Genomic DNA, 19,735 nt, shown 5'->3' with positions numbered 1-19,735 from the left:
ATTTAAATAGGTTTCTAAATATTGATTAACGGTTCTCATAGGTCTTGTCCATCAATACCGGCATCCAATAGCCTCCGATGACCGATCGTGCTTTGAAGCCTACCATTTTGCCGGAATCGGTGTAATGCCAGTCGCTAATAGGAACACGGGATACGGTTTCGTTGACATATTTGTAAAGTGGATCTATGAATTTGCCAAAGGTTGCCTTGTCAGGAGACATAGAGGCACTCCATATGATCCAGTCGGATTTGGTGTATTCCTTACGTGAATCCAGCGGAAGCCCGTAAAGGTTCTGTTTAGTCAGGTAGTAGTTGACTTCCTTTTCGATCACATTGTTTGGGAAAAGATCCAGTCCCCACATTTTGTCCCAGATCATATTATATTTCTGGCTCCAAGTGTTTTTCCGGTCGAATGCCAGCCGGTAGTGATCGCCTTCGTTTGCCATTTGCTCCCATTTCACAGCCATTTCTTTTGCTTTTGCTGCATATTTGTCGGCTACATCTTCGTAGCCGAGCATGCGAGCCATTTCGCTATATCCTGCAATGCCCATAATGGCTTTGATGGATAGATTGGCATTGTGTGCCCAGTGTCCAGCAAAGTCATCGGTACAAAGTTGGTTTTCGGGGTCTTGACCGTTTTCTGCGAGATAGTTAGTCCAAGTGGTCAATAGATCCCAATACTTCTTTGCATAGTCTGCATTCCCTTCAATTTTGGCAATGGCAGCAGTTAGGATTACCATGTTTCCACCTTCCTCAATCGGCATGTCGCCACCGTAAAGCTGTCCGTTGGCTATCGGATAGGTTCCCAGGTCGTGTGCCGGGAAAGGTTTATTCCAACGACCGCTTGCGCTGTATTCGAAGATGCTGGTCATCATCGCTTTCGCCAAGTCCGGATTGTAAGTGAGAAAGAGAGGAGCGGACGGGTAGGTGAGGTCTACCGTGTTGACGCAGCCGTTGCTATTGTTCTCTTTAGAGAAAAACAGCAGGTTGCCCTGTTTGTCGGTGAACAACTTGTGGGCAGAAATGACCTGTCGGTAAGCTGCGGAGCATATTTCTGCGTATTTCTTGCCTCCGGCTTGTTCTGCATCATCATAAATCATTTCATCAAAGGCACGGCAACGGTTCATGATCGGGAGGTAATTGTCTCTCAACTTCTCGAAAGCATCGAAGATCGTTACTTGCCCGTCATGTTTCCAATAACCCATACGCTTCTCGTACATGTATTCCAAAGAATAGATGTCATCATATCCCAGCATAAGGAAATCGGATTTGCCATTGGATGAAACCTTGCCTAAATTGTGGACATAGGCCATGGCAGGGGTATTCTCTGGCTGGCGTGTGATCCATTTTGTTTTGGGATGGAGCAAACGTCCGTCCTTGATAAAGGCTCGCTTCATTTCGCTGTAATCACCCAGGCTTGTCGACTTGCCAGCTCCGTTTACACCGGCTAGATAGGCATACCCCCAATCTGCACAGATGCCATCTCCTTTACGATCGCAGATAGGCTGGTCGATAGAACCGGCTTCTACGTAAGTGATTCCGTTTTTTGAGAAGGTGCAAGCAGTTGTAGGTTGAGTAGATTCATTAATGGTAAGTTCAGGTGTAGTTTCAAAATACAGTTGTACGTCGTGTTCTTTTTTGTCCGTAGAACGTACACGATAAGAAATGTAGTTTACGGGAGTAGATAATAAATCGAGATCATCGATTAGTTGAGGTGCTGTGAAGACTAAATCCAGTTCGACAGGACCGCAAGTGAAAGTGTAATAGCTTGAAGTTGCCAATACATCGGCTGCTTTCTGAACAGCTTCGGTAGAGAACTTCACAGCATCTTTCTTTTCGCGGTATAAACCGAAGTCCACATAAGCTCCTCCTGTTGTGTTGTGACAGTGTGCGGCGATTGTGTTCTTTCCTTTGCGGAGCATTTTTTTAGCCGCATCGGATAGTTTCAGATGTACGTTGTCTTTCCATGTTTCACCTGTAGAAACAAGTTTTTCACCATTCAGGTAAAGTTCGAAAACGTCATCATGGGAGTAAATTAGATAAAAGTCATCAGTGATATCCAAATTGGAAATGTCGAAAGATCGACGGACGTAGATGTCGGTATTTTCGTCCTTCCATTTCGTGCTGATGCGTGGCATGTCCGGGGAACCGAAGGCAGCTTTTCCTCGTTCCCAACCGGACTCGTTAAAATTGATATTCGTCCAGTCTCCTGAAGGATGTTTCAGGGTGTAAGCCCCTTCCCAGATTTCCACATCCGTCATCGGTACAATCGCATGTAGATCCAACTTGTTCTGACCGAGGAAACGATAGCATTTCCCATCTACACGCAAAGCCCCCAATAAGGGTTTCGGGGCACCGGTCCAATGTTCAGTGGTACCGTCCGTTAATTTGTCATAAGGTGACCAGATGGACAAATATGGGTCCGATACTATCAGAGGTGTTGAAGGTACGCGGAGATCGACACTCTTGCCAGGCTTGAATATATCAGAAGGCTGTGCATTACACAGTAGACTGACAGATAAAGCCATTGTAGTTAGCAGATTTTTCATAAAATAAACACATAGCGAAAAAGTAAATTTGGGTAAAACGTAGCGAATTAGCTGATACAGCGTTCGTTACGCTTTGTTTTTCTATGGGACAGAGCCAACGAAATACCACCTCGAAGCCAAACAGCGCAGAAGTTCAGTTACCACCTCATTACCCCCGTAACGGGTGTGAATTTCTTGCTAAATGGTTCTGTTTCTGCGATTTGCGTAATTTTGCATAGCAGTCGGTAACTCACTAATAACTAATTTTGTAACCAAAAAAAGGAGTGAGTTATGCGTAGTACATTCAAGGTATTATTTTACGTGAAGAAAGGCAGCGAGAAGCCGAACGGCAACCTGCCTTTAATGTGCCGTATCACGGTGGACGGCGAGATTAAACAGTTCAGTTGCAAGATGGACGTTCCCCCACGGCTGTGGGACGTGAAGAACAACCGTGCTTCGGGCAAGAGCGTCGAAGCGCAGAGAATCAACCTTGCGGTAGATAAAATCCGTGTGGAAGTAAACCGCCGCTATCAAGAGTTAATGCAGACGGACGGTTATGTTACCGCCGCCAAACTCAAAGACGCCTATCTCGGTATCGGCGTCAAGCAGGAAACTTTGCTGAAGCTGTTCGAGCAGCACAACGCCGAGTTCGAGAAGAAAGTCGGGCACAGCAGGGCGCAGGGTACATTTACCCGTTATCGGACGGTCTGCAACCATATTCGGGAGTTCCTGCCCCATACCTACAAGCGTGAGGATATTCCATTAAAGGAACTCAACCTCACGTTCATCAACGACTTCGAGTATTTTCTGCGCACGGAGAAGAAATGCCGCACCAATACCGTGTGGGGCTACATGATTGTGTTGAAACACATCGTTTCCATAGCGAGGAACGACGGGCGTTTGCCCTTTAATCCCTTTGCGGGATATATCAACTCTCCCGAAAGCGTGGACAGGGGCTACCTCACCCAAACGGAGATACAGACGCTCATGAACGCACCGATGAAGAACGCCACCCACGAGCTTGTACGGGACTTGTTCGTCTTTTCTGTTTTCACGGGTTTGGCGTATTCGGACGTGAAGAACCTCACCGCCGACCGCCTGCAAACATTCTTCGACGGCAACCTGTGGATAATCACCCGAAGAAAGAAGACCAACACCGAATCGAACATCCGCCTTTTGGACGTTCCCAAGCGTATCATCGAGAAGTACAAGGGGCTGGCAAGGGACGGTCATGTTTTCCCCGTTCCGAACAACGGCAGTTGTAACAAGATACTCAAAGATATAGGCAGACAATGCGGCTTCAAGGTACGCTTGACCTACCATGTCGCACGCCACACGAACGCCACGACCGTACTTCTGTCGCACGGCGTACCCATCGAAACGGTGAGCCGCCTTTTGGGGCACACGAACATAAAGACCACCCAAATTTACGCCAAAATCACCGCCCAGAAGATAAGCCAAGACATGGAAACCTTGTCGCACAAGTTGGAAGATATGGAGAAGAATATCTGCCGAGCCATCTAATTAAGAACAGAATACCGATGAAAGAAGAAAGGAACATTATCACGATGGACGGGCAGGGCAATATCTCCCTGCCGAGCGATATAGGCGCAACCGCCATGACCGAGCGGGAAATCTGCGAACTGTTCGGGGTTATCGCCCCGACGGTTAGGGCAGGGATAAAGGCACTCTGCAAAAGCGGAGTTTTATCTATATATGACATAAAGCACATTATCCGCCTATCGGACAAATACAGCGCGGAGGTTTACAACCTCGAAACGATAGCCGCCCTCGCTTTCCGTGTCGAATCGTTCGGGGCGGCGAAAGTCCGCAGGGCATTATTAGAGAGGATTATACACGGGCGAAAAGAGAAAACGACGGTATTCGTGTCGGTTGTTTCGGACGGCAAGCCCAACAGCCGTTGGAAAGCATGATGATATACCAACATACCAACATGCAAACGTACCAGCATACCAGCATGCAAACATGCAAACCTATCACTATGGTGATATATATTGCAGGGTCTATTTCTCTTTTCAGAGGAAAGCGGAGCAATCGTTTTCGTTTACAAAGGCAAAGCAAGCACGGGGCTTTACGTCGGCTAAAAGGTCAGGCGGCTGCGCCGTTTCCCAATAAATCTTCCTCTCGCTTCGCTGCGAGCGTATTTATCGGGAAAACCTTGTATCCGACCGCCCCGTGCAAAAGAGCCTTTGAAAACGGAAACGACCGCCCCGCCACCCACCCGACCGAAAGGAAAAAAATAAGGTGGGGTTACGGGCAAGCAGGCGGCAGGGACAGCCATAGCCGAAAGGCAGACGGGCAGGCAGACGGCACGCCGCAGGGTATTTACGGAGAAAATACCGTAGCTTATTAGGGAATTTTCCGAGCCGCAATACTACGTATCGCTGAAAATTCCCCAATAAGGCAAGGGGTAAGCCCCTCTGCACACCCCATCGGGGACGGCATTTGCCGCCCCGAAGATACGAAAAATCATTGTTTCACAAGTCAAGGAAGAAAGGAAAAATATATGGGTTTCGTAGTTTTACACATGGAAAAGGCGCACGGCAGCGACAGCGGAACGACCGCACATATCGAGCGTTTCATCATACCGAAGAACGCCGACCCCACACGCACGCACCTAAACCGCAGGCTTATCGAATACCCCGACGGGATAAAAGACCGTTCGGCGGCTATACAGCAGAGATTAGAAGAAGCGGGGCTGACACGCAAAATCGGAAGCAACCAAGTACGGGCAATCCGCATCAACGTATCGGGAACGCACGAGGACATGAAGCGGATAGAGGAAGAGGGGCGTTTGGACGAGTGGTGCGCCGACAATCTGAAATACTTCGCCGACACGTTCGGAAAGGAGAACATCGTGGCGGCTCACCTGCACAGGGACGAGGAAACGCCGCACATACACGTTACACTCGTCCCCATCGTCAAGGGAGAGCGCAAGCGCAGGAAAAGGGAGGAACAGACGAAGAAGCGATACCGCAAGAAGCCGACCGACACCGTGAGGCTGTGCGCAGACGATATTATGACACGGCTGAAATTGAAGTCCTACCAAGATACCTATGCCGTGGCGATGGCGAAATACGGGCTGCAAAGGGGCATAGACGGCTCGAAAGCTCGCCACAAGTCCACGCAGCAGTATTATCGGGATATACAGAAACTCTCCGACGACCTCAAAGCGGAAGTGGTGGATTTGCAGCAGCAGAAAGAAACGGCACAGGAGGAACTAAGACGGGCGAAAAAAGAAATACAGACCGAGAAGCTGAAAGGGGCGGCAACCACCGCAGCCGCCAACATCGCCGAGAGCGTCGGTTCTCTTTTCGGCAGTAACAAGGTCAAGACGCTGGAAAGGGAGAACACCGCCCTGCATAAGGAGGTAGCCGACCACGAGGAAACCATCGAAGCCCTGCAAGATAGGATACAGACCATGCAGGCAGACCACAGCAGGGAGATACGGGAAATGCAGCAAAAGCACGGCAGGGAGATAGCCGACAAGGACACAAGGCACAAGCAGGAAATATCGTTTCTGAAAACGGTAATCGCAAGGGCGGCAGCATGGTTTCCCTATTTCCGTGAAATGCTCCGTATCGAAAACCTCTGCCGCCTTGTCGGGTTCGATGAAAGGCAGACCGCAACGCTCGTCAAGGGAAAGCCGTTGGAGTATGCAGGGGAACTCTACTCGGAGGAACACGGACGGAAATTCACGACCGAAAGGGCAGGTTTCCAAGTGCTGAAAGACCCCACGGACGGGACTAAATTGGTTCTTGCCATCGACCGAAAGCCCATTGCCGAGTGGTTCAAGGAACAGTTCGAGAAGTTAAGGCAGAACATACGCCGACCTATACAACCGCAAAGGAAAGGCAAGGGATTCAAGCTATAAATGTTAAATCCTGCCCGATTTGCCGAAAAAAGTGCGGTACGCTGTTCGTGGTGTACTGCACTTTTTTTATATTTGTTCGCAAGGTGATATACTTGAAGAAAATAACAGCCGATTTCGCTGTTAGCACAATGTTATGCGGCAGCTTAAAAGACGACACCAAACCAGAAAAATCATCTTGACAACCACCCGACTTTGAACTACGAAGGATGAAATTTTTCAGGGACAACTTCCAGCATTTCCAAAAAACAGTTTACCCATTGACTTGGAGACAAACAAACAATTTGAGCATTAAGGTTTAAACCGAATTTTTCCGAAATTGACCTGACCTGACTTTTCCTGAAAATCGACTTTAAAGCTGTTTTTACAGATAAATCAGGTTTCTCTAACAGACAGGAAATAAATGCTAAGTATTTGGCTTTAAACTTAAAATCAAAAAATAACTGTTTTCTTTTAATGTTTAACAGGGCTGATTTGACAGTTGGCGGTGGAAAGAAACTTTCAGGACCTACCTCATAGACAAGTTTCAAATCAAAAAAAGTATGATAGAAAACGGTATATGGATTGTAAAGCTTCCTCGAAAATAACTTTTGTGTAGGTTCTAACTGAAGGACAATGGAACCTCCCAGAAAATTTCCAAGACTCTCAAACATCAGGATTTTGAAAATATCGGAAGTAATGCCATAAGGAATATTTGACACCACTTTGAAAGGAAATTTCGGAACTGCAAAATTCCTAAAATCACAACCGACAACTTGAACATTTCGGGCATCAGAAAATAATTTTCGTAAATGTTCAACCAAAGCTGTGTCGTTTTCAATAGCAACAACATTGTTGGCGATTTTTAATAAATGAACAGTAAGAAACCCCTTGCCTGCCCCAATATCTAAAACCGTATCCTGATTACTTATATTTGCTTGTCTTATTGCATCTTTTATTAGCACTTTATCAATAGTAAAGTGCTGACCCGTAAAACGAACGGGCAATTTCTTTTTTGTCATTAGTAACTTCTTACAGGTGAATACTTGACTGCAAATTTAGTAACTTTGCAGCAGAAATTAACGAGAAAGAAGAGAAAATGAAAACCGACCGCATAACATCACCTATACGCAAGCAGGGGTTTCGTGCTTCGTAGGACAGTTAAGTGGTAAATTTAAAGTTCAGTTCTTCGTAGGAAGTTCAGTGGTTAAAATCCCTGCCTGCGTATAGCTGAGAACCGTTATCAACCTCGAAAAGCAAAAATACAATGAATAGAATATTAACACTATACCTCTTTTTGCTATTGTGTGGCACGGCTTCCGCACAACAAATAGTAAAATGGGACGATTTACAGACTATAACGGATAACGCACGGCGCACGGTCTATTATGAAAAAGGCAGTAAACAGCCGTTGCAGGGAGAATATCGCATTATACGAGGGCTTGACGAGGAGCGTGTTAAACTTTCCGACGGCATAATAAACGGTGATTATCTCCGCTATCGTGATGGGGTACTGCGTGAATCGGGCATATATGCCAAAGGAAAGCGCAACGGCATATTCACGGAGTATTACCAAGATGGCGTTACTCCCCGAAAAGAAACACCCATGCAGCAAGGCAAGATAGACGGAACTGTAAAGACCTATTTTCGTAACGGCAAAATAGAAATCGAAAAGGAGTATAGGCAGAGTGTGGAGAGCGGACGGGAACGCCGCTTTGACAGCAAGACGGGTGAGCAGATTTTTGAATCTCATTATATAGACGGCAAAAAAGAGGGTGAGGAATGGGAAATATTCGAGGATGGGCGCACGCTTCGCAGCAGGACTACACGACACTACCGTAACGGAAAACTTGACGGCTTTTATCGTGTGGAATCGACACGGGACGGAAAACCCTATATAACCATCGAGGGGCAATACACCGACGGCGAGAAATCGGGACGTTGGAAACAGTACAACGCCACCGATGACACAACCCATGAATGGGATGAATGATTTTCTTTTTTCGCAAGTTGATTTTATAAAATTGCCACCGAAAGTTCGTACTTTCGGAAAAAGATGTTATATTTGCAAATGAAAGAGTTATTTGACAGCATAGCAACGCAAAACGCTGAAATTCGCACAGTTGCTAAATCGTTACTTCTATTTCTCAAATAATTCGCTAAAAGTTTATTTCTCAATCGGTTAAGTCAAACCGAGAAAAATCTAAAATAAATGTTTTCTTCTGTTTTAGTTGAATAAAATGTTATCCTTCACCCAATCTTTTGTACGCTAATAAACCTAACCCTAACCAGTTTTTGATTTATCCAATCTTATACCTTAATTTTAATCCCATTGACTTCTTGCTTTTTCTGAATTTCAATCTTTTTACGTTACCTTTATGTGTAGATTAGTAATGTCGTTTGTGTGTCAAACTTCTATAGTACTATATTCCTTTAAACTATTCCTCTGAGGATTTATTAATTAAAAAACTGTTTGTGTATAATTTTAAAATGCCACAAAATAACGGTTAATATTATAAAACTAAAAACAAAGAGTGTTGAAAAAAGAGCAAATTTTGATCTTTTATGCATTTGAACAATCTGTGTATGTTCAAATACCGGTTTCTTTTGTTATCTGAATAGATTTTGTCCTTTAGCTATTAAAAGTTGCATCTTTTGATTCGATTGTTAAATCTACAAGCGTTGATCGGGTACAAGGTGGCTTAGTAAATGTTGAAGATAATATTTTACAATATCTTCTCCCGTAAATGGGGGGATTTTTGGTCACCGATGAAGAACCCGTTGCTCACCGATGAAGGGGGTGTTGCTCACCGATGAACGAGGTGTTGCTCACCGATGAGGAAGTGCTTCATCACCGATGAGAAAATCCTTCTTTAAATATGTTGATAATCAGTCGACTACCTTCCTTTCTTTTTGCTTTTACTGCATGATTTCAGAGATAACAGCCAGTTAAGCCCTCTTTTGCGATAGTCGGAATCTTTAACATTTAGTATAGTGGCATGCAACTTTTTGCATTGTTGCACTTTCAACCACTTCTTATTAAAGATCGTTATATTTTCGACTGCTGATTAACATGTATGAGTAGACAGCCATTTCGCTATAAGAAAGACAGTGATTTTTCTTATTAAATGGCCGATGCATAGGCTCAAAAGGTTAATACTAATTCGATTGGCTCGTAATTATTATTTTCTGGGCAGGAATTTGCCTGCTTTTAGGCAAATTCCTGCTTCCTTTGCATCATTCAAAAAAATATTGCAAACACTAATGTTATCTGAATCATGAAATTTAAGCACATTTTTCTTTTAAGTCTGGTATTATCCTTTTCGATATCGGTTTTCTCACAAACATCATCCGAAATAAAACAGATGAGCGGTAATCCGGTTTTTCCCGGTTGGTATGCCGATCCGGAAGGAGCGGTTTTTGGTAATGAATATTGGATCTACCCCACTTATTCCGCACCCTATGAAGAACAGATTTTCATGGATGCTTTTTCTTCCCCTGACTTGGTGAATTGGAAAAAGCATTCTCGTGTACTTTCGATAGAAAATATCAGTTGGTTGAAGCGTGCTTTATGGGCACCTTCCGTAGTTGCTGCAAATAATAAATATTATTTCTTCTTTGGCGGTAACGATATACATAATAATGAACTGGGGGGCATTGGTGTCGCTGTTGCCGATAATCCTGCCGGTCCTTTTAAGGATGCTATAGGCAAACCGCTTATCGGGGAAATTGTAAATGGCGCTCAACCCATCGACCAGTTTGTATTCAAAGATGACGATGGAAAATACTATATGTATTATGGTGGATGGGGACATTGTAACATAGTGAAATTGTCTGATGATCTTTTAAGTATCGTGCCTTTTGAAGATGGTACTCTTTATAAAGAAGTAACACCGGAAAATTATACGGAAGGCCCCTTTATGTTGAAGAGAAATGGAAAGTATTATTTCATGTGGTCTGAAGGAGGTTGGGGAGGTCCTGATTATTGCGTTGCTTACGCTATTTCCGATTCACCTTTCGGCCCGTTTAAGCGCATCGGGAAAATACTTCAGCAAGATCCCGCTGTTGCAACCGGTGCAGGACATCACTCTTTGCTGAAAGGTCCCGGAAAGGATGAGTGGTACATCGTTTACCATCGTCGTCCGCTGGGTGAAACGGATATAAATAGCCGGGTGACCTGCATTGACCGGATGTATTTTGATAAAGACGGTTATATCCAACCGGTGAAGATCACTTTTGAAGGTGTAAAGCCCAGCCCGTTTGCAAAACCTCGTCCTGCAACTAAAAAGGATGCTACTACTGCCATCGATGCATTTCATTCTACATTTTACAATCCCGACATGAAACTGTATGCCATCTCTTCCGATGGCAAAGGTCGTGCGGCTATTTGGGTGCAGGCTATTTATTGGGATATGATAATGAATGCATATAAGCGTACGAAAGACCCCAAGTACCGTCAATTGATAGAAGATATTTATCAAGGTGGCTATGAGCAGTATGATAAATACAACTGGGACAATAAAATCGAATGGTTTATCTACGATGACATGATGTGGTGGATTGTTTCACTGGCACGTGCTTATGAAATAACGAACGATCCTAAATACCTGGCTCATGCTTCATCCGGTTTCTACCATGTATGGAAGGAATCTTATGATCCAGAACGGGGAGGACTTTGGTGGAACTTTAAGCATGATGCGAAAATGTCTTGCATCAATTATCCTACCATTATCGGAGCGATGACTCTTTATAATATTACAAAAGATCCGGATTATCTGGAGAAGGCAAAGAAGGTCTATGATTGGTCACGGAATGTCTTCTTTGATGCTGAGAAAGGATGCATCGCCGACAATATGCATTATCATTTCCAAAGACAGAACGGCATGGACATCGATTGGAAGACCCAGCTTTACAATCAGGCTACTTTTATCGGTTCGGCAGTCATGCTCTATAAAGAAACAAAAGAGAAGAGATATCTGGACGATGCTATCCTCGGAGCAGACTATGTCCGTAATGTCATGTGTAGCTCGAGCGGCTTGCTGCCATTCAAGAACGGGGTGGAACAAGGTATTTATGCTGCGATTTTCGCCCAATACATCATTCGTCTGATCGAAGACGGCAATCAGCCGCAGTATCTCGACTGGTTGCGTTTCAACATCGATGCAGCATGGAATTACCGTGATCAGAAAAGAAATATAACATTTAAGAATGCCTCTATGCCTTGTCCCGAAGGTGTGATGGAGAGCTATGATGCCAGCGGTTGCCCGGCTTTGATGCAGGTCGTTCCTCTCCGCTAACGAATATTGAATTTAATTAATTAAGTTATCATATAATAAGTTTTAGAATTATGAGAAAACAGCTAACGACACTGTTCTTTGGCGCGACAGCGGTATTGCTTTCAAGTTGCGGTGGTGCCAAAGTTCAACACGACAGTAAAAACGAGTTAAGAGCCTCGGCTTATCCGTTGGTGACCATCGACCCGTATACGAGCGGATGGTCATTTACAGATCATCTTTATGATGCCTCTACAAAACATTGGACAGGAAAAGATCTTCCATTGATAGGCGTTGCGAAAGTGGACGGACAGTCCTACCGTTTTATGGGTGATGAGGATGTGGAGTTGATTACCTTGGTAGAAACTTCCGAACAAGCTCCGTGGACAGGTAAATACACCACTCAAAAACCAGCTGAGGGATGGCAGAATCTTGACTTTAACGATGCTGCATGGAAAGAAGGCGAAGGTGCTTTCGGTACCGACAATGAACCTACAGCCAAAACTGAATGGACAACAGATTATATCTGGGTTCGCCGGATTGTTGATTTGCCTGAGGATGCCACTCAAAGGAAGTTGTATCTGAATTACTCGCACGATGATGACGTGATTGTCTATGTGAACGGTGTCAAAGTGGTCGATACCGGTAATGCATGTAAGAAGCATGTATCAGCCAAACTTCCTGCAGAGGCATTGGCTGCATTGAAACCGGGTAAGAACCTGATCGCTGCTTACTGTTACAATCGTGTTGGTGGTGCGTTGCTTGATTTCGGACTCTCTTACGAAGAAGAAGGACAACGTAGTTTCGAGCAGACTGCCCAGCAAATATCTGCCGATGTGCAACCGATGCAGACTCTTTATAAGTTTGCTTGCGGACCGGTGAACCTCGATCTGACTTTCACTGCTCCTCTTTTCATGGATAACCTGGATCTGTTGAGTCGTCCGGTAAACTATATCTCTTATGAAGTGACTTCCAATGACGGACAGTCGCATGATGTGGAACTGTATTTCGAAGCCGGTCCTCAGTGGGCGGTAGATATGCCTGTACAGCCTTCGATTGCTGAAAGCTTTACAGACGATAACCTCGTATTCCTGAAAACCGGAAGCCGTGACCAGAAAGTACTGGCTAAGAAAGGCGATGATGTTCGTATAGATTGGGGTTATTTCTATCTGGCTGCCGACAGGGAAGATTCGCAATGCGCTATCGGTAACGGACAAGAACTGCGCAAGAATTTCTGTGCAAATAAGTTGGACGCCTCCAAGGCAGAAGGTCGCGACCGTCTTGCACTGGTACGCAACTTGGGAAATACCAAAGAAGCTGCCGGTCATTTGTTGATCGGTTATGACGATATCTATTCTATTCAGTATTTCGGTGATAATCTTCGTCCTTACTGGAATCGTAATGGAAATGAATCAATCGTTTCCCAGTTCCATAAAGCCGAGCAGGAATACGACATCTTGATGGACAAATGTACAGCTTTCGATAATCAGTTGATGAGAGAGGCAACCGAGGCCGGTGGCCGTAAATATGCCGAACTCTGTGCTTTGGCTTATCGCCAGGCTATCAGCGCCCACAAGTTAGTGGAAGCTCCGAATAAAGACCTGCTCTTCTTGTCGAAAGAGAATTTCAGTAACGGCTCCATCGGTACGGTCGATATCACTTATCCTTCATCCCCTCTCTTCCTGATCTATAATCCGGAACTGGCCAAGGCTCTGATGAACCACATCTTCTATTATAGTGAAAGCGGAAAATGGAACAAACCGTTTGCTGCCCACGATGTTGGTACTTATCCATTGGCCAACGGACAAACTTATGGAGGCGACATGCCGGTTGAAGAGAGTGGTAACATGCTGATATTGGCTGCTGCAATTGCCGCAGTGGAAGGCAATGCCGACTATGCACAGAAACATTGGGATGTACTTACTACCTGGACTGATTATCTGGTAGAAAACGGACTTGACCCGGAGAACCAGCTCTGTACGGACGACTTCGCAGGACACTTTGCGCATAATGCCAACCTTTCTATCAAAGCCATTTTGGCTATTGCTTCTTATGGTTATCTGGCAGATATGCAGGGTAAGAAGGATGTTGCTGAGAAATATACTCAGAAAGCAAAAGAGATGGCAGTAGAATGGGAAAAGATGGCTAATGACGGTGATCATTACCGCTTGACTTTCGACCAGCCGGGTACATGGAGCCAGAAATACAATCTGGTATGGGATAAACTGCTGAATTTGCAGATATTCCCTGAAACCATTGCACAGGTGGAGATTCCTTACTATCTTACGAAACAAAATAAGTATGGTTTGCCCCTTGACAATCGCGAAAACTATACCAAGACTGACTGGATCATGTGGACAGCTACTCTGGCACCCGATAAAGCTACTTTTGAGCAGTTCATCGCACCGGTACACCTGTATGTCAACGAGACTACAAGCCGCGTGCCGATGTCCGACTGGGTATTTACGGATACGCCCGAGCAGAGAGGATTCCAAGCTCGTTCCGTAGTTGGTGGTTATTTCATTAAGATGCTTGAAGGTAAACTAAATAAGTAACTATTTTAAATGTACCTATTATCATGAAGAAAATTTCAGTATGGGCGCTCGGTGCCCTGTTGCTGGCGAGCTGTGCTGCTCCCGGTGAGAAACCGACCGAATCCGGTTTGTTGCAAAGCAACTTCCAGAAAGAAGTAGATGGCAAGAAGACCGATCTGTATGTGCTTCGCAATGCGAATAACATGGAGGTTTGTGTGACGAACTTCGGTGGGCGTATCGTATCTGTGATGGTGCCCGATAGAGATGGAGTGATGCGTGATGTAGTGCTGGGCTTCGATTCGATCCAGGATTATCTGACGATTCCTTCTGACTTCGGAGCTTCTATAGGACGTTATGCCAACCGTATCAATCAGGGACGTTTCACGCTGGACGGTGTGGAGTATCAGTTGCCTCGTAATAATTACGGTCATTGTCTGCACGGTGGTCCGAAAGGCTTCCAGTATCAGATTTTTGATGCCAAACAGGTTAGTCCCCAGGAAGTGGAACTCACTTATCTGGCCAAGGATGGTGAAGAAGGCTTCCCCGGCAATCTGAACTGCAAGGTGGTGATGACGTTGACCGATGATAATGCCATCGACATTAAGTACGAGGCAGAGACAGATAAGCCGACAATCGTCAATATGACCAACCATTCATATTTCAATCTGGATGGCGATGCCGGAAGCAATGCCGATCATTTGCTGATGATCGATGCCGATTACTTTACCCCGGTAGACAGCACCTTCATGACTTCAGGCGAATTTGCAGCGGTAGAAGGTACTCCGATGGATTTCCGTACACCGACTCCGATCGGCACCCGTATCAACAACTATGATTTCGAACAACTCAAGAACGGAAATGGTTACGACCATAACTGGGTGTTGAACACCAAAGGTGATATCACTCGCAAGTGTGCCACACTTTCCTCTCCGAAAACAGGTATCGTGATGGATGTGTATACCGATGAACCGGGTGTGCAGTTCTATGCCGGAAACTTCCTGAACGGAACCGTGAAGGGTAAAAAAGGAATTGTTTACAATCAGCGTGCTTCTGTTTGTCTGGAGACTGACAAATATCCTGACACTCCGAACAAACCCGAATGGCCATCAGCCGTATTGCGTCCGGGAGAGAAGTACAATACCCGTTGTATCTTCAAATTCTCTGTAGACAAATAAATGGAACATCAGACATTAATCCCCAAGAAGCGCATCGACTCGATTGATGCGCTCAGGGGATTTGCCATTATCGGCATTGTGCTATGGCACTGCATGGAGCATTTCGACTTATCTTATCCTTTAGTCAGCCCCCCGCCAGTGTCCACAGACACGACCGTTTTTACTACCATTCAATTTCTTTTTGCCGGAAAGGCGTATGCCATCTTCTCTTTGTTGTTCGGTCTGAGTTTCTTTATGCAGATGGACAGCCAAGCATCCAAAGGAGTCGATTTTCGGGTACGTTTCGTCTGGCGGCTTTTCCTGCTGTTTGTTTTAGGCTACATCAACGGATGCTTTTACATGGGAGAATTCTTTATAGTATATGCCGTTCTCGGTGTGTTGCTTGTGCTTTTCTATAATGTCCCTTCCCGTTGGCTGCTTATATTGGCTATCATTCTCTTTTTGCAGATACCGGGTTTTGTTATCTTCTTTTCTCAATTGAGAGATAATGTGCCTGTTTCATCCGAAGCATACATGGATGCTTTGTATCATGAAAGTAGTATTGTGTTTACGGAAGGCTCCTTTTGGGATGTCATCCGTTACAATATGGTGAAAGGACAGATGACCAAATGTCTTTGGGTGATCAACAACTATCGCTATATGCAATTGATCGGCTTGTTTATCATCGGTTTGTTGATCGGACGTGCCGGGATACACAAGGACGAGGCAAAGATGGTGAAATACAGTAAGCGTTTACTACCTTACAGTGTGGCGGTTATGGCTATCTTCTATCCAATTGCATGGTGGATCATTCCTGCTACCGGACTGGACGGAGCTGCTCTTGACACAGGCGTAACCCTGTTCCGGAACTTTGCTGCCTTAGGGCATATGATGTTATACATTTGCCTGTTTATGCTTGCCTATTACCAATGGAACGCAAAGAAAGTTCTCGACCGTCTTTCGCCCGTTGGAAAAATGAGTGTCACGAATTACATGGCACAATCTTGGTTAGGTGTTTTTCTTTTCTACGGTTTCGGTTTGTACCTGACACCTTATTGTGGCCCTACATGGAGTGCATGTGTCGGTCTGTGTATCGCCCTGCTCCAGATATTGTATAGCAATTGGTGGATAAAGAGATTTTATTATGGACCGGTAGAATGGCTGTGGCGCGTGTGTACGTGGATGCGTCCGGTGAAGTTCCGGAGATAGAATAGTTATACGGTTTGTGTATGTTTGCAATGAACAAAGAGATCTCTAGATGGCTATATAATGGCTGTTGAATAGTGTGGACAACCGTTATAATCGCATAAGAAATTATTTATTGGAAAAATGCGAGACTCTAAAAAGCCTCGCATTTTTTATGTTTCTAAATTCTTTAATTATCATTTAAGTGAATTTTATATCTTCAATCCGTCCAATAAATCAAAATACAATTTAATCGCTTCTTCCATCTCTTTCAATAAAATGTATTCTTCTGCTGTATGCGAACGGGAAGAACGTCCCGGTCCTATTTTTACAGATGGGAAAGGCATCAGTGCCTGATCGGACAGGGTAGGAGAACCGAAAGGTACACGGCCTAACTGGATGGCTTTTTGGACAAACGGATGCTTCTCCTCTATGTGTGATGAGTTGAGGCGGAACGAACGGGCTTGGGCTTTACAGGAAATATGTTTTTGTATTTCTGCAAATAATTCCTCGTTGGAATAGAGTTCGTTACTTCGCACATCTACGACAAAGGTGCAACGATCCGGTATTACATTATGTTGTGTACCGGCATTGATTACCGTTACGCTCATTTTGACGGAACCGAGTAGGGGAGATTCTTTTTTGAAATGATAATCGCGAAACCACGCGATGTCATCCAGTACTTTATAGATAGCATTGTCTCCCTCGTCGCGGGCAGCATGGCCGGCTTTTCCGGTTGCTGTGACATCCAGAACCATCAATCCTTTTTCTGCAATGGCAGGTTGCATTTCAGTCGGTTCGCCTACAATAGCAAATGAAATAGGGGGCAGTCCTTTCAATACACTTTCAATGCCGTCCTTACCGGAAATCTCCTCTTCACAGGAAGCAAGATAAATGAGATTGTACGCCTGCTGCGTGCGGCATAGTTGCAGGAACACCTGTAAAAGTGTAACTACGCTGGCTCCTGCATCATTGCTGCCCAGACCGTAAAGTTTCCCGTTCTCTTCGCGAGGTGTGAACGGATCTTTCCGCCAACCGTTGACAGGTTTTACGGTATCGATGTGGGAGTTGAGCAAAATGACCGGCTTTTTAAGGTCGAACATCGGGCTGAGACACCAGACATTGTTTCCTTTACGTCCGGTGGTCATACCTTCGGCTTCTATGTAGTTTTGCAGAAAGTCGGCTGCCGCTGCCTCTTCCCGGCTGACAGAAGGAATGGCTATAAGCGACTTAAGCAGGCTTACGGCCTCGGTTGTTAAGTAAGTTACATCATATTTCATGTTGCAAACTTACTGATAATTATTTGAAAAAGACGATAGTTTCAAATGAAACTGCTACCTTTGCATGGTATTTACTAACAAAGAAGGATATGATTTATCATCATTTAGCTGTCTTGGTTCATCGCCAGGCCGAAAAGTATGGCGACAAGGTGGCACTTAAGTATCGGGATTATCAGACTGCCCAATGGATTCCCGTCTCTTGGAAACAGTTCTCGGATATAGTGAGAGTAGCAGCCAATGCGATGGTTGCATTGGGAGTAAAAGAAGGGGAGAACATCGGCATTTTTTCCCAAAACAAGCCGGAGTGTCTTTATACGGATTTTGCAGCTTTTGCCAATCGTGCGGTGACTATACCACTGTATGCCACCAGTTCTCCGGCGCAGGCTCAATACATTATCAATGATGCGCAGATACGCTTCCTGTTTGTAGGCGAGCAGTACCAGTATAATGCAGCTTTCAGTATATTCGGCTTTTGCCAGTCTTTGCAGCAGATCATAATTTTTGACCGTGCCGTAGTGAAAGATCCGCGTGATGTTTCCTCTATCTACTACGATGAATTTTTGGCTATGGGCGAAGGACTTCCTCATAATGAAGAGGTAGAGGAACGTACTTCCCGTGCTTCAGCGGATGATTTGGCAAATATTCTTTATACTTCCGGTACTACGGGTGAACCGAAAGGTGTCATGTTACATCACTCCTGCTATTTGGAGGCATTGCGTATCCACGATATCCGTCTGGTAGATATGACGGATGAAGACGTTTCGATGAATTTCTTGCCGTTGACTCATGTGTTTGAAAAGGCGTGGTGCTACCTTTGTGTACATAAAGGTGTGCAGATTTGCATTAATCTCCGTCCGGCAGATATACAGACTACCATAAAAGAAGTTCGTCCGACGTTGATGTGCAGTGTTCCTCGTTTTTGGGAGAAGGTGTATGATGGTGTGCAGGAGAAGATTGCCGAAACCACCGGGATAAAGAAAACATTGATGCTGGACGCTATCCGTGTCGGTAAGATTCATAATATAGATTATCTCCGTAAAGGGAAGACTCCTCCATTGATGCTCCGTTTGAAATATAAATTTTATGAGAAGACCATCTATTCGTTATTGAAGAAAACAATTGGTATCGAGAACGGTAATTTCTTCCCGACGGCCGGTGCGGCTGTATCCGATGAAATATGTGAGTTCGTACATTCAGTTGGCATCAATATGTTGGTTGGTTATGGGTTGACTGAGTCAACGGCAACCGTTTCCTGTTTTGAAAATGAAGGATACGAGATCGGTTCCGTGGGAACCGTAATGCCTGATTTAGAGGTCAAGATAGGCGAAAACAATGAAATCTTGTTACGTGGCAAAACCATTACAAAAGGCTATTACCGAAAACCTGAAGCTACGGCTGCCGCCATCGATAAAGACGGTTGGTTCCATACCGGTGATGCCGGTTATCTGAAAGGAAACCAACTTTATTTGACCGAACGTATCAAGGACTTGTTCAAGACATCCAATGGCAAATATATTTCTCCGCAAGCTTTGGAGACAAAGTTGGCCATTGATCGTTATATAGACCAGATCGCTGTGATTGCCGACCAGCGTAAGTTTGTTTCCGCACTGATTGTCCCTGTATATGGTTATGTAAAAGAGTACGCCAAAGAAAAAGGCATCGAATACAATACTATGGAAGAGTTGTTGCAACATCCGAAGATCGTAGCCTTGTTCCGTGCTCGTATCGATACCTTACAACAACAGTTTGCCCATTATGAGCAGGTTAAGCGGTTCACCCTTTTGCCCGAACCGTTTAGTATGGAGAAAGGAGAACTTACCAATACATTGAAACTTAGACGTCCCGTAGTATCTCAAAACTATAAGGAGGCGATTGATAAGATGTATGAAGATAATTAAAAATGAATAATTA

Annotated in this window: 12 protein-coding genes and 2 pseudogenes; 11 read left to right on the top strand and 3 right to left on the bottom strand. The window is 44.8% G+C overall.

Features of this window, described 5'->3' with window-relative positions:
* Nucleotides 1–25: 25 nt before the first annotated feature.
* Entirely contained in the window at nucleotides 26–2,548 is a 2,523-nt protein-coding gene (locus tag H8744_RS03990; protein ID WP_262433606.1) for a glutaminase family protein, read from the bottom strand.
* Between the two features lie 270 nt (nucleotides 2,549–2,818).
* Between H8744_RS03990 and H8744_RS03985 the strand changes: the two genes are divergently transcribed.
* The 4 genes from H8744_RS03985 to mobV all read left to right on the top strand — a co-directional run bounded on the left by H8744_RS03985 (nucleotide 2,819) and on the right by mobV (nucleotide 6,422).
* On the top strand, nucleotides 2,819–4,051 hold the full coding sequence (locus H8744_RS03985; RefSeq protein ID WP_004293706.1) for a site-specific integrase: 1,233 nt from the start codon (nucleotides 2,819–2,821) through the stop codon (nucleotides 4,049–4,051).
* A 17-nt stretch (nucleotides 4,052–4,068) separates the two neighbouring features.
* On the top strand, nucleotides 4,069–4,461 hold the full coding sequence (locus H8744_RS03980; RefSeq protein ID WP_004293707.1) for a hypothetical protein: 393 nt from the start codon (nucleotides 4,069–4,071) through the stop codon (nucleotides 4,459–4,461).
* A complete protein-coding gene (locus tag H8744_RS03975; RefSeq protein ID WP_262433605.1) occupies nucleotides 4,458–4,901 on the top strand; it encodes a hypothetical protein in 444 nt (147 codons plus the stop codon). The genes H8744_RS03980 and H8744_RS03975 overlap by 4 nt, the downstream gene beginning before the upstream one ends.
* A gap of 153 nt (nucleotides 4,902–5,054) precedes the next feature.
* A complete protein-coding gene (mobV, locus tag H8744_RS03970) occupies nucleotides 5,055–6,422 on the top strand; it encodes a MobV family relaxase (RefSeq protein WP_008999098.1) in 1,368 nt (455 codons plus the stop codon).
* Nucleotides 6,423–6,619: 197 nt separating this feature from the next.
* On the opposite strand, the gene erm(F) is transcribed toward mobV, so the two are convergent.
* Entirely contained in the window at nucleotides 6,620–7,420 is an 801-nt protein-coding gene (gene erm(F) / locus H8744_RS03965) for a 23S rRNA (adenine(2058)-N(6))-methyltransferase Erm(F) (RefSeq protein ID WP_004295323.1), read from the bottom strand.
* Between the two features lie 245 nt (nucleotides 7,421–7,665).
* On the opposite strand from erm(F), the gene H8744_RS03960 reads away from it, so the two are divergent.
* The 6 genes and pseudogenes from H8744_RS03960 to H8744_RS03940 all read left to right on the top strand — a co-directional run bounded on the left by H8744_RS03960 (nucleotide 7,666) and on the right by H8744_RS03940 (nucleotide 16,568).
* A complete protein-coding gene (locus tag H8744_RS03960; RefSeq protein WP_004293712.1) occupies nucleotides 7,666–8,391 on the top strand; it encodes a toxin-antitoxin system YwqK family antitoxin in 726 nt (241 codons plus the stop codon).
* Nucleotides 8,392–9,676: 1,285 nt separating this feature from the next.
* Nucleotides 9,677–10,657, top strand: a pseudogene (locus H8744_RS18825) (glycoside hydrolase family 43 protein); the annotation flags it as partial.
* Nucleotides 10,658–10,696: 39 nt separating this feature from the next.
* A pseudogene (locus H8744_RS18820) lies at nucleotides 10,697–11,695 on the top strand (glycoside hydrolase family 76 protein); the annotation flags it as partial.
* 50 nt (nucleotides 11,696–11,745) lie between these two features.
* Nucleotides 11,746–14,226: a glutaminase domain-containing protein gene (locus H8744_RS03950; protein ID WP_262433603.1), complete on the top strand. Its 2,481-nt coding sequence runs from the start codon at nucleotides 11,746–11,748 to the stop codon at nucleotides 14,224–14,226.
* A 23-nt stretch (nucleotides 14,227–14,249) separates the two neighbouring features.
* On the top strand, nucleotides 14,250–15,380 hold the full coding sequence (locus tag H8744_RS03945; RefSeq protein WP_262433602.1) for an aldose epimerase family protein: 1,131 nt from the start codon (nucleotides 14,250–14,252) through the stop codon (nucleotides 15,378–15,380).
* Complete coding sequence (locus H8744_RS03940) at nucleotides 15,381–16,568, top strand: DUF418 domain-containing protein (protein WP_262433601.1); 1,188 nt, start codon at nucleotides 15,381–15,383, stop codon at nucleotides 16,566–16,568.
* 188 nt (nucleotides 16,569–16,756) lie between these two features.
* On the opposite strand, the gene H8744_RS03935 is transcribed toward H8744_RS03940, so the two are convergent.
* Nucleotides 16,757–17,824, bottom strand: coding sequence for a M20 family metallo-hydrolase (locus H8744_RS03935; RefSeq protein WP_262433600.1), 1,068 nt, complete (start codon nucleotides 17,822–17,824; stop codon nucleotides 16,757–16,759).
* 89 nt (nucleotides 17,825–17,913) lie between these two features.
* Here H8744_RS03935 and H8744_RS03930 point away from each other — a divergent pair, with 89 nt between their 5' ends.
* The gene (locus H8744_RS03930) at nucleotides 17,914–19,722 is read left to right on the top strand and encodes an AMP-dependent synthetase/ligase (protein ID WP_262433599.1); all 1,809 of its coding nucleotides are present in this window, start codon (nucleotides 17,914–17,916) and stop codon (nucleotides 19,720–19,722) included.
* Nucleotides 19,723–19,735: the final 13 nt, after the last annotated feature.

It is taken from the genome of Jilunia laotingensis, from assembly GCF_014385165.1.
GTDB classification, from domain to species: domain Bacteria; phylum Bacteroidota; class Bacteroidia; order Bacteroidales; family Bacteroidaceae; genus Bacteroides; species Bacteroides laotingensis.
This window is presented reverse-complemented; position numbering and strand designations above follow the sequence as displayed.

What these genes read in the sequence shown, in the direction of transcription:
- H8744_RS03935 (WP_262433600.1), bottom strand. Translation starts at nt 17,824, where the DNA reads ATGAAATATGATGTAACTTACTTAACAACCGAGGCCGTAAGCCTGCTT.
- H8744_RS03930 (WP_262433599.1), top strand. Translation starts at nt 17,914, where the DNA reads ATGATTTATCATCATTTAGCTGTCTTGGTTCATCGCCAGGCCGAAAAG.
- H8744_RS03990 (WP_262433606.1), bottom strand. Translation starts at nt 2,548, where the DNA reads ATGAAAAATCTGCTAACTACAATGGCTTTATCTGTCAGTCTACTGTGT.
- H8744_RS03975 (WP_262433605.1), top strand. Translation starts at nt 4,458, where the DNA reads ATGATGATATACCAACATACCAACATGCAAACGTACCAGCATACCAGC.
- H8744_RS03945 (WP_262433602.1), top strand. Translation starts at nt 14,250, where the DNA reads ATGAAGAAAATTTCAGTATGGGCGCTCGGTGCCCTGTTGCTGGCGAGC.
- mobV (WP_008999098.1), top strand. Translation starts at nt 5,055, where the DNA reads ATGGGTTTCGTAGTTTTACACATGGAAAAGGCGCACGGCAGCGACAGC.
- H8744_RS03950 (WP_262433603.1), top strand. Translation starts at nt 11,746, where the DNA reads ATGAGAAAACAGCTAACGACACTGTTCTTTGGCGCGACAGCGGTATTG.
- H8744_RS03940 (WP_262433601.1), top strand. Translation starts at nt 15,381, where the DNA reads ATGGAACATCAGACATTAATCCCCAAGAAGCGCATCGACTCGATTGAT.
- H8744_RS03960 (WP_004293712.1), top strand. Translation starts at nt 7,666, where the DNA reads ATGAATAGAATATTAACACTATACCTCTTTTTGCTATTGTGTGGCACG.
- H8744_RS03985 (WP_004293706.1), top strand. Translation starts at nt 2,819, where the DNA reads ATGCGTAGTACATTCAAGGTATTATTTTACGTGAAGAAAGGCAGCGAG.
- H8744_RS03980 (WP_004293707.1), top strand. Translation starts at nt 4,069, where the DNA reads ATGAAAGAAGAAAGGAACATTATCACGATGGACGGGCAGGGCAATATC.